General features: G+C 39.1%; 7 protein-coding genes, 2 tRNA genes and 1 pseudogene. 6 read left to right on the forward strand and 4 right to left on the reverse strand.

The genetic code is table 11. The features are described 5' to 3' along the window. Positions 1 to 36 precede the first annotated feature (36 nt). Positions 37 to 915: a GTPase Era gene (era, locus tag CRT24_RS12080; protein WP_099371502.1), complete on the reverse strand. Its 879-nt coding sequence runs from the start codon at positions 913 to 915 to the stop codon at positions 37 to 39. A gap of 113 nt (positions 916 to 1028) precedes the next feature. Here era and CRT24_RS12085 point away from each other — a divergent pair. Together CRT24_RS12085 and CRT24_RS12090 are read left to right on the forward strand one after the other, a co-directional pair. Continuing rightward, positions 1029 to 1101: transfer RNA gene (locus tag CRT24_RS12085), tRNA-Met, on the forward strand. Positions 1102 to 1155: 54 nt separating this feature from the next. Next, positions 1156 to 1228, forward strand: a tRNA-Met gene (locus tag CRT24_RS12090). Between the two features lie 223 nt (positions 1229 to 1451). Here the strand turns inward: CRT24_RS12090 and CRT24_RS12095 are convergent. Then, positions 1452 to 2924 carry a glutamate synthase subunit beta gene (locus CRT24_RS12095; RefSeq protein WP_099371503.1) on the reverse strand — a complete coding sequence of 491 codons (1473 nt, stop codon included), beginning with the start codon at positions 2922 to 2924 and terminating at the stop codon, positions 1452 to 1454. Positions 2925 to 2941: 17 nt separating this feature from the next. Next, positions 2942 to 7441: a glutamate synthase large subunit gene (gene gltB, locus CRT24_RS12100; RefSeq protein WP_099371504.1), complete on the reverse strand. Its 4500-nt coding sequence runs from the start codon at positions 7439 to 7441 to the stop codon at positions 2942 to 2944. A gap of 210 nt (positions 7442 to 7651) precedes the next feature. Between gltB and CRT24_RS12105 the strand changes: the two genes are divergently transcribed. The 4 genes from CRT24_RS12105 to CRT24_RS12120 all read left to right on the forward strand — a co-directional run bounded on the left by CRT24_RS12105 (position 7652) and on the right by CRT24_RS12120 (position 11183). Next, positions 7652 to 8752, forward strand: a complete 1101-nt coding sequence (locus tag CRT24_RS12105; RefSeq protein WP_099371505.1) for a mandelate racemase/muconate lactonizing enzyme family protein — start codon at positions 7652 to 7654, stop codon at positions 8750 to 8752. A 227-nt stretch (positions 8753 to 8979) separates the two neighbouring features. Beyond that, a complete protein-coding gene (locus tag CRT24_RS12110; protein ID WP_099371506.1) occupies positions 8980 to 9960 on the forward strand; it encodes a deoxyhypusine synthase family protein in 981 nt (326 codons plus the stop codon). Positions 9961 to 9984: 24 nt separating this feature from the next. Beyond that, complete coding sequence (locus CRT24_RS12115) at positions 9985 to 10533, forward strand: hypothetical protein (RefSeq protein WP_257214033.1); 549 nt, start codon at positions 9985 to 9987, stop codon at positions 10531 to 10533. A gap of 71 nt (positions 10534 to 10604) precedes the next feature. Then, positions 10605 to 11183: a non-canonical purine NTP diphosphatase gene (locus tag CRT24_RS12120; RefSeq protein WP_099371508.1), complete on the forward strand. Its 579-nt coding sequence runs from the start codon at positions 10605 to 10607 to the stop codon at positions 11181 to 11183. Positions 11184 to 11374: 191 nt separating this feature from the next. Here CRT24_RS12120 and CRT24_RS20890 read toward each other — a convergent pair. Further along, positions 11375 to 11568, reverse strand: a pseudogene (locus tag CRT24_RS20890) (IS4 family transposase); the annotation flags it as partial.

Raw genomic sequence — 11568 nt, forward strand, 5'->3', positions numbered from 1 at the left:
AAAAAAAGGGTAGAATTTATTTTCTACCCTTTTTCGTTAATCATCGTATCCGAAACTTTTCAGATAATTCTTTTTGCTTCTCCAATCTGGGATAACCTTAACAAAAAGTTCCAAGAATACCTTTCCATCAATAAACTCCTCAATATCTTGGCGGGCATAAGTTCCTACCTTCTTGATCATTGACCCGGCCTTGCCTATGATTATATTTTTCTGTGAATCTCTTTCAACAATAACTTCAGCGGCAATGCGTGTAATATGCCCTTCTTCTTTAAAAGATGTCACAATCACTTCGGTGCTGTAAGGGATTTCCTTGTCATATAATTTAAATACCTTCTCACGGATAATCTCTGAGACAAAGAAGCGCATTGATTTATCTGTCAGCTCGTCTTTTTCATAATATGGGGGATGTACAGGCATTTTGCTTTTAATGTATCCCATTACAGCCTCTACGTTATATCCTAATAAAGCTGAGATTGGGAATATGGCATCAGGTTTTATTTTTTCCTGCCAGAACTCCATTTTTGCTTTTACCTCTTCTTCAGAAGATTTATCCACCTTGTTGATTATTACTGCGACAGGTGTGTTTGTATTTCGTAATTTTTCAAGAACATCGTTCTCATCATATTTTTCATGGATGTCTGTAACAAATAAAATAACGTCGGCATCGATGATTGAACTCATCACGAAGTTCATCATAGATTCTTGGAGGTCATAATTTGGTTTTATTACACCTGGGGTATCCGAGAAAACGATTTGATAATCGTCATCATTGACAATTCCGATGATTCGGTGTCTAGTTGTCTGAGCCTTAGGGGTTATGATTGACATCTTTTCACCCACTAGGGCATTCATCAAGGTCGATTTACCTGCATTAGGTTTACCGATTATACTTACGAATCCTGCTTTGTGTGACATTAATTAATTTTTTATTTGTTTTACAAAGAAACAAATAATATCTTTGTACTCCAATTCGGAGATAGCATAATCTGCTTTTAACAAATGTGAAAGTAGATTTCTAGAAAATATATTGCGGGGTGGAGCAGTTGGTAGCTCGTCGGGCTCATAACCCGAAGGTCATCAGTTCGAGTCTGGTCCCCGCTACTAAACAAAAAGGATTGAGCGCGAGGTTCAATCCAAAGACATTTAAGAATATATTGCGGGGTGGAGCAGTTGGTAGCTCGTCGGGCTCATAACCCGAAGGTCATCAGTTCGAGTCTGGTCCCCGCTACTATTTGAAGGTTTCAATCGAAAGATTGGAACCTTTTGTCGTTTATATAAAACCTATTTTCCTCTAAAACCTCCTCTTGCTACCAAATAGAGGATTTTAAGTATTATTTTTTATCTGACCTGCGGTTAAATCAAAACTTTAGCCTACTACTGCGTTTTGTCTATAAAAAACAAAGCCGGAAAGAATCTCTTTCCAGCTTGTTCAAAATATAAACTAAAATTAATTACACATTTGCGTAGCTGTAAACAGCTTCCTTGCTTTCCAATACTGAAGTGCCCATTAGGAACTCATCTACCTTTCTGGCGCATTCACGGCCTTCCGAAATTGCCCACACCACTAAGGATTGACCTCTCCTCATATCTCCAGCTACAAATACTTTGTCACGGTTTGTTTTATATTCTGATTCTGTAGCATCGACATTTCCTCGGTCAGTCAATTTAAGTCCTAATTGTTTCAATAGCCCTTCATGTTGAGGGTGCAAGAACCCCATTGCTAGGGTTACCAACTCACAAGGAATTTCTCGTTCTGAACCTACTACCTCTTTAAAAGACACCGGTCTTCCCAAGGCATCCACTTCCCATTCCAAATCCACGACTAATGCCGCTCTTAAGTTACCGGCTTCATCACCCAAGAACTCTTTAGTGCTAATGCTCCAATGCCTTTGGCAACCTTCCTCATGTGAGGTTGTAGTTTTTAGCAACATTGGATAGCTGGGCCATGGCATTGCTTCTGTACGTGCTGTCGGAGGTGTAGGCATTAACTCAAATTGAGTTACAGACTTCGCACCATGTCTGTTTGAAGTGCCGACACAGTCTGACCCTGTGTCACCACCACCGATTACCAGCACATTCTTGTCTTTGGCGTGGATTTCTTCAACTTCTATCGTTGAATTCCCCACTCTTTTATTCTGTTGTTTTAGGAATTCCATCGCATAGTGGACTCCTTTCAGTTCTCTTCCTGGAATATTGAGGTTCCTAGGAATTGTAGAGCCCCCTGCAAGAACAACTGCATCATATTGATCTAGTTCATGTACTGGGACATTGTTTCCAACTTCAGCGTTGGTTTTGAATACAACTCCCGATTGTTCCATGATTTTAACCCTTCGGTCGATAACGGATTTGTCTAATTTAAAGTCAGGAATACCGTACCTTAACAATCCTCCGATTTTATCATCTCTTTCGTATACAACCACATCGTGGCCAGCTTTGTTCAATTGCGCTGCTGCAGCCAGGCCCGAAGGTCCAGATCCTACAACGGCAATCTTTTTCCCTGTTTTAAGATAGCTTTTGTTCGGCTTAACATAGCCTTTTTTGTAAGCAATCTCAATGATGTGTTTTTCGATCTCTTCAATAGCCACTGGGTTCTTGTTGATTCCCAGTACACATGCTGATTCGCATGGAGCTGGACAAATCCTTCCGGTAAATTCCGGGAAGTTATTTGTCGATGACAATATATTATATGCTTCTTCCCAATTTCCGTCATACACTGCGTCATTGAACTCTGGGATTACATTTCCTAGAGGGCAGCCAGAATGGCAAAAAGGAATACCGCAGTTCATGCATCGAGCTGCTTGATTATTTAATTGATCCTCACTGAATTCGTGAACAAATTCTTGGTAATTCTGTCTTCTGATTTCCACAGCATCTTTCTGAGGAAGCGCTCTTTCAAATTCTAAAAATCCTGTTGGTTTTCCCATGATGATGTTCCTCCTGATTATGCTGTAACTAATTTTTTGTTGTAAACGTTTTTATATTCTCTAGGGAATACTTTGATAAAGCGATTCTTTTCTGTCGCCCAATTGGTCAAGATATAATTTGCTCTTTCACTTTTTGTTAAATGAATATGTCGCTTTAACAAGGCTATGATGGCAGTTTCGTCTTCTGTTTCCAATGGATCCAAGTCAACCATTTCTTTATTACAGTTTTCTTTGAATGTTCCTGCGATATCATAAATCCACGCAATTCCACCACTCATTCCTGCGGCAAAATTTCTTCCTGTTTCACCTAATATCAGTGCTCTTCCTCCGGTCATATATTCACAACCATGATCTCCAACACCTTCTACTACTGCGGTCGCACCAGAGTTTCTTACTGCAAAACGCTCGCCTGCTTTTCCATTAATAAATAGATGTCCCGATGTAGCGCCATATAGGGCCACGTTTCCTATTATGATATTGTCTTGAGGTACCAATCCACTCTCTTTTGCTGGGTAAATTGCTAATTGCGCTCCAGAAAGTCCTTTTCCAACGTAGTCATTGGCTTCGCCCTCAAGTTCAAATGAAATTCCCTTGGTATTGAATGCACCAAATGATTGGCCAGCTGATCCCTCGAACTTGAAGTTGATGGTATTGTCAGGCAGACCCTCTGATCCATAAATCTTTGAGATCTCATTTGACAATAGAGTTCCTATTGTCCGGTCTGTATTTTTTACATGGAATGTTCCGAAAACCGGAGTTTTGGAATCAAGAGCTAATTTTGACTGATTCAATAAGCCCCAGTCCAAAATCATGCTCATGCCATGGTCTTGCTCTTCCGTATTGTAAAGTGTCTCACCGTTTGCATTTGGAGCTACGTGAAGAATTCCAGAGAAATTGATCTTGTTTACTTTCCAGTGTTCTAAGTTTTCTCTTTTCTTCAGGAATTGAGCTTTTCCAACCATTTCATTGATTGATCTAAATCCTAGCTCTGCCATGATTTCACGCATCTCTTCAGCTAAGAAACGGAATAGATTCACTACATCTTCAGGTTTGCCGGAAAATAGTTTTCTCAATTCTGGGTCTTGGGTAGCCACACCAACAGGACAGGTATTCAGATGACATTTTCTCATCATAATACAACCGCCTGCAATCAGTGCTGCAGTTGCAACCCCCCATTCTTCGGCTCCTAAGAGAGTAGCAATCACAAGATCTCTACCTGTTTTCATTTGTCCATCTGCTTGCAAAACGACACGGCTTCTCAATTTGTTTAATACCAAAGTTTGATGTGCTTCTGCCAAACCAAGTTCCCACGGTAAACCAGCATGTTTGATAGAGCTGATAGGCGAGGCTCCAGTACCACCATCGTATCCAGCAATCAAGATTACATCTGCATGTGCTTTGGCAACCCCGGCTGCAATTGTACCTACTCCTGCTTTAGAGACCAGCTTCACATTGATTCTTGCTTGACGGTTGGCATTTTTTAAATCGAAAATCAGTTGTGCTAAATCTTCAATAGAATAAATATCGTGATGTGGAGGAGGGGATATTAATCCAACTCCAGGAGTTGAGTGTCTTACTTTAGCTATCCAATCATCTACTTTGTGTCCCGGTAACTGACCACCTTCGCCTGGTTTCGCGCCTTGAGCCATTTTTATCTGGATCTCATCAGCTTGTGTCAGGTAATTTGAGGTTACCCCAAAGCGAGCCGAGGCTACCTGCTTAATAGCAGAACGCATAGAATCGCCATTCGGTAATTTTTGATAGCGCATTTCGTCCTCTCCACCTTCACCAGTATTGGACTTACCTCCAATTCTGTTCATGGCTATTGCCAATGTGCTGTGGGCTTCATGAGAGATAGATCCAAAGGACATCGCACCTGTTGCAAAGCGTTTCATAATCTCACTTGCCGGTTCGACTTGGTCGATTGGGATAGCGCTGCGGTGCTTCGCAAAGTCCAACAACCCTCTCAAAGTATACATTCGTTCTTTTTGGTTGTTGATCAGTGAAGCGTATTTCTTGTATGTAGAAAAATCATCTGTCCTACATGCTTGTTGTAATAAATGAACGGTCTGAGGGTTCCATAAGTGACCTTCTCCTCTTCTTTTCCATTGATAAATACCGCCTTCAGGCAATAAAGTAGGAGCTACTCGGCTGGTCTCAAAACCTCTCCAATGCTTAGCTAATGCTTCTTTTGCAATATCATCAAGGTTCAGGCCACCAATTCTAGAAACAGCACCGCAGAAATACTTATCTACAACTTCGCTGTCTATACCCAATACTTCAAATATCTGAGCTCCATGGTAGGATTGAAGTGTTGAAATTCCCATTTTTGAGAAAATCTTCAACAAGCCATTACATACCGCTTTTACATAGTTCTTTTTCAAGTCTTCCCATACCAAATCAGTGTCTAGCTGGCCGATTTCTTTCATTGTTCGGATACTTGCCAAGGCCATGTAAGGATTGATAGCTGTTGCCCCAAATGCTAATAGACAGGCAAAGTGGTGCACTTCCCAAGCGTCTCCTGCTTCAACTACTAATCCAACAGCGCCTCTATTGCCAGTTTTGATGAGGTGGTGGTGGACCGCCGAAACAGCCAATAAGGATGGGATAGCACAGTGCTGAGAGTCAATTGCTCGGTCAGATAGAATAATAACTTCAAATCCATCACGAACGGCATCGTCAGCATATCGGCACAACCTTTCTAAACCAGCTTCCAGAGAACCTGCTTTGCCATCGGCACGGAAATAACTTTGGATTGTTTTTGCTTGGAAAACTCCTGTATCTATTGAACGAAGTTTTTCCAGTTCGCTAGAAGTTAAAATAGGGTGTTCAAGTGTAACGCAGTGACAGAATTTTTTGTCTTCTACCAATATATTTCCAGAGTTTCCTATAAAAGTGGCCAAACTCATTACCAATCTTTCTCTAATCGGGTCAATTGGTGGGTTGGTTACTTGGGCAAAAAATTGCTTGAAGTAACTTGAGATATGCTGAGGCTGATCTGACAATACTGCTAAAGGAACGTCAGTTCCCATTGAGCCTATTGGTTCATAGCCTGTAAGAGCCATAGGAGTGAGTATCGTTTCGATATCTTCTCTCGAATAGCCAAAGGATAACTGATATTTGAAAACAGATTCTTTAGAAAGGTAAGTAAATGTTACCCTAGGGTCTGCAAGTTCTTCTAATTTGATTTTATAATTATTGATCCATTCACCATAAGGTTGTTGACGAATTAATTCGCCCTTAACTTCCTCATCCGAACGGATTTTTCCAGCTTCCATATCCACCACAAATATTTTACCTGGTTGCTGTCTTCCTTTTTTAATGATCAAAGATTCATCGATTGGTAATGCTCCTGCCTCCGAAGCAACAACTACTCGGTCATCTGACGTAACGGCGTACCGCAAAGGGCGAAGACCATTACGATCTAATGTTGCGCCGATTATCTTGCCATCTGTAAAACACAACGCTGCAGGTCCATCCCACGGCTCCATTAAGGTAGCGTGATATTCATAGAATGCTTTTTTCAACGGGTCCATTTGTTCGTTTCCGTCCCAAGCTTCAGGGACCAGCATTAGCATAACGTGGGGAAGGCTGCGGCCACTATGCAATAACAGCTCAACAACATTGTCCAAACAAGCTGAGTCAGACTGACCACGGTCTACTACAGGAAGTAAGATTTCCATTTCTTCTTCAGAAAAGAAAGGCGAAGAATATGCCCTTACTCCAGCATAAAACCAGTTCAAGTTTCCTGTTAAGGTATTGATCTCACCATTATGCGCAATCATGCGGAATGGCTGAGCCAGTGACCAAGATGGAAATGTATTGGTTGAAAACCTCGAGTGTACAAGTCCAAATGCCGATACAACTCTAGGATCTTTTAAATCTTTAAAATATGAACCTACCTGATAGGTTGTTAATTGTCCTTTATAAATAATTGTTTTGCAAGAAAGGGATGCGATATAAAGAGGCAGAGGATACTCTTGATGTTGTTTGATTTTTTGGATAATTAAGCGTCTTAGGACAAATAATTTTCTTTCAAAATCTTCTGTATTAGCAACACCTGCCGGTCTAGAGATAAAAAATTGAACGATTTCAGGTTCTGCACTTAAAGCTGTTGGACCTATTCCTTCTTTGTTCACTGGGACTGTACGAAATCCCAATAATTCCATTCCTCTTTCTTTCGCAGCTTCAGCAATTACCTCACGGCAGATGCTGTTCATGGTTTCTTCTTTAGGAAGGAATAACATTCCTACACCATAATATCCTGGTTCTTGAAGTTGAATGCCAAGCTTAATGCATTCTTCCCATAAAAATTCATGTGGTAATTGAATCATGATCCCAGCACCATCTCCTGATTCTGGATCACAACCACAAGCACCTCTGTGCTCCATGTTTTCCAACATCGTTAAGGCATCTGCTACCTGTTGATGTGACTTCTGACCCTTAATGTGGGCTACGAATCCAACTCCACAGGCATCATGCTCAAACGCTGGGTTATAAAGTCCTTCTTGCTGCATTGTAATATGATAATTAGATAAAATAACAAACGAGTTTGCTAATATATGAATAAAATCATTAAATAATTACAATAATTATAAGAAATGTTTAAAAACATTACACTTAATATAAAATTAGCGCTATAAAATTTTTGAAATCGTATTTGTTTCGCCAAACCTTTATAAAAATGGAATATCATTCGTTACATTTGCTTTCTCAACTAATAAATTATGCTAATCAAAGAAATTGAAATTTATAGATTGAGTATTCCTATGGAACCTTTCGTAATTGCTACTGGGGTTATGGATTTTGCTCAAAACACATTTATCAAAATTATCTCTGACGAAGGTCTTTATGGTGTTGGTGAATGTTCTGCTTTTCCGATGATTGTGGGCGAGACACAAAACACCTGCCTAGCCTTAGCTCAGGATTTTGCCAAAATCTGGATTGGAAAAGATCCTCTGAACATCGAAGAAAGACTTGCTGAATTGCATCTGTATATCGCTCGTAACGCCACCATTAAATCTGCATTTGATATGGCTTTGTACGATCTTGCAGCTAAAAAAGCTGAATTGCCTTTATATGAATTCTTAGGAGGAAAGCCTCGTGATATTGTGACTGATATTACAATCGGTATTGCTAGTCCTGAGGAGATGGCTTCAAAGGCTAAGCTGCTCCATGACAATGGTGCGGTCGCATTAAAAGTAAAATTGGGAAAAAAACCACAAGATGATATTGCTAGAATTAAGGCTATTAGACAGGCAGTGGGATTTGATATTCCAATCAGGATTGATGCTAATCAGGGTTGGTCATTTGAGGAAGCAATAGAAGCGCTCCAAGGATTAGAGTCTTTAAAGATCCAGTTCTGTGAACAGCCCATGCGTACCTATAATGATCATTTATTAGCTCAATTACGTTCTGAAACCATAGTTCCTATTATGGCTGATGAATCTGTTTATGACCATCGTGATGCTGAAAGATTATGTAGAACTGATAGCTGTGATTATATTAACATTAAATTCTCGAAATCTTCTGGTATTTCAGAATCCTTGAAAATTCAATCTGTTGCTCAGGAGTTTGGCATTCCATGTATGATTGGGGGAATGCTGGAAAGTCGTTTGGCATTAGCGGCAAAAACACATTTTGCCTATGCAGCACCAAACGTTAAGTTCTTCGATTTGGACACTTGCATGGTAGGCCATTTGGAAGATCCTGTTATTGGGGGAATTCAATATGATGGATACAGCATTAAGATTACAGAAGGTTATGGAATTGCGGCGGATATAGATCCTGCATTTTTGGAGAAATGTGAAAAATGGACTGTTGCATAAAACTAAAATAGTATGAATAATGACACCTGGAATTTAGGAACTAATGAAATCATAATCCTTCTGATATTGGTGGTGATTGTGGTGTTTTTCTTTTGGTTGTTTTCCCAACTATTGAAGAAGAAATAAGGTTATTTTGATTTTTTAACAAATGTTAAAATGCGAAACCTACCCTAAGGTATTCTTGAATAAATGAGTACCTTTGTGAACATTTATCAGAATATAAGATTATGAGTACACAAAGAGGTCCTATTTCTCAATTTATTGAGAAAAACTATCTTCACTTTAATGCTGCTTCCTTAGTTGATGCTGCAAAAGGTTATGAAACCCACCTAGCTGAAGGTGGTAAAATGTTGGTTTCATTGGCTGGTGCCATGAGTACTGCAGAGTTAGGTATTTCATTGGCAGAAATGATCCGTCAAGATAAAGTTGCTATCATCTCTTGTACTGGTGCGAACTTAGAAGAAGATGTGATGAATTTAGTAGCCCACTCACATTATAAGCGTGTTCCTAACTACCGTGACCTTACTCCACAAGATGAATGGGAATTATTGGAAAACCATTATAACCGTGTTACTGACACGTGTATACCTGAAGAAGAGGCTTTCAGAAGACTTCAATCGCATTTGGAAAAAGCGTGGAAGGATGCCGAAGCTGCAGGTGAGCGTTATTTCCCACACGAATTTTTGTATAAAGTAGTTCTTTCAGGAGATTTAGAGCAATACTATGAGATTGATCCTAAAAATTCATGGATATTAGCTGCTGCTGAAAAAAATATTCCAATTATTTGTCCAGGATGGGAAGATTCTACAACTGGTAATATCTTTGCTTCCTATGTTATCAAAGGTGAGTTAAACGTTCATACCGTGAAAACTGGTATTGAATATATGATTTATTTAACTGAATGGTACCGTGCTAACTCAGGTGGTAAAGGTGTTGGTTTCTTCCAAATCGGCGGTGGTATCGCTGGAGATTTTCCTATCTGTGTAGTCCCAATGATGTACCAAGATTTAGAGTGGCATGATGTTCCTTTCTGGTCTTATTTCTGTCAAATCTCTGACTCAACAACTTCATATGGTTCTTATTCAGGAGCGGTTCCTAATGAAAAGATCACTTGGGGTAAATTGGATACAGAATCTCCTAAGTTTATAGTGGAGTCTGATGCTACAATCGTTGCTCCTTTAATCTTCGCTTGGGTATTAGGTCAATAGAAATTTAATAGGAAAGGGGATATTTTGGACAAAAATCTAATTACAGATAATCCAATAGCCATTCAGGCTTTAATGACTGATACGGTATTTGCTATCCCTGATTCTAATATGCCGATTGTGGAAACACAATCACTTGGCAATACTACAACTCCTCAGCAAGGGCATTTTGAATCCTCTGCTGAGGAGTTTGTTTATAAAGGTGATAGAACAACAGGTGTGCTGTTTATCCTTAGGTATCCTGATTATCCATATTTTTCTCCTCAGGCAGAGGAGGCATTTCTTAAAACCATTGGTGCTCTACAGCTAAACGCTGAAAATGTGGCGGTTTTGAACTTGGCAAATCCACACAATCCAAATGAATGGAAGCGCATTATGAGTTTCTTTAATCCGAAAAAAATAACACTGTTGGGAGTAGACCCAACTTCCCTGAGATTACCTGAAATCGCCCATAATTCTTATATGCATGGGAAGGTAGCTACCGTCTTCAATACATTTAGTTTTGAGGAAATGTTTGCCGATGTTCAGAAAAAGAAACTTTTCTGGACAGAATTTAAATCTTTTATCCAATCCTAAGATTTTAGTTTTTACCTATTTCTTTCTTGTTTAAATAATAGAATGCTATTTTTGAAGCTTATTTATTAGCTATGGAACTGGTATTTGCAACAAACAATGCGCATAAATTAGAGGAAGTCCAACAAATGGTGGGAGATAAATTTATCTTGAAATCATTAAATGATATTGGATGTACAGACGACATTCCAGAGACGGGTGTAACCTTTGAGGAAAATGCTAAGCAAAAGACCGATTATTTAGTTAGTAAATATAATGTGAATTGTTTTGGTGATGATTCGGGTTTAGAAATCAAAGCTTTAGATGGCGAACCAGGTGTTTATTCTGCTAGATATTCTGGTTCTAGAGATATGGAAAAAAACATTGATCTAGTTTTGGAAAAATTGGAAGGTAAAGCGGACCGTAGCGCTCGCTTCAAAACAATTATATCACTATTTGTTAATGGTGAGCAACATTTTTTTGAGGGTACTGTTGAAGGACATATCATCAATGAAAGAACAGGAACCGAAGGATTTGGTTACGATCCGATTTTTATTCCAAACGGCTATGAAAAGACCTTTGCCGAGATGAGTTTGGAAGAAAAGAATAAAATTAGTCATAGATCGCAGGCCGTTGCAAAATTAGTTGACTTTTTAAACAATTTTAACCAATAAGGTAACTTATAGCACTTATTGAATTGAATTTTCTTTTGTTAAAAATTCCATTTTCCAATATGGCTTAATATATTTTTAATATAAATAACCAGTACTGTCCTAAATAAATTTTTTGGCATAAAAAATCCTTCTCCATTTGTGTTCAATTGAAGAATTTGGTTAATTACTGGAAAGGTATCCTATGTGTGTTACTAAAAGAGCACATATTGTCCTTTTTTATCGGGAGGTTTTCCTGAAATGAACGGATCATCAGCCCATTTCCACAGATCAATTTTCACGAATATGTTCATCCTGATAAAGTTGACCAGATTCGAGAGGTTCCAATTGTATTTTGCCTTCTTCTGGATGTACTTAAAGAGCAGGATCCCGATAAGTGCAGTCCATA

This window comes from Sphingobacterium sp. 1.A.5 (assembly GCF_002734235.1).
Lineage (GTDB): Bacteria > Bacteroidota > Bacteroidia > Sphingobacteriales > Sphingobacteriaceae > Sphingobacterium > Sphingobacterium daejeonense.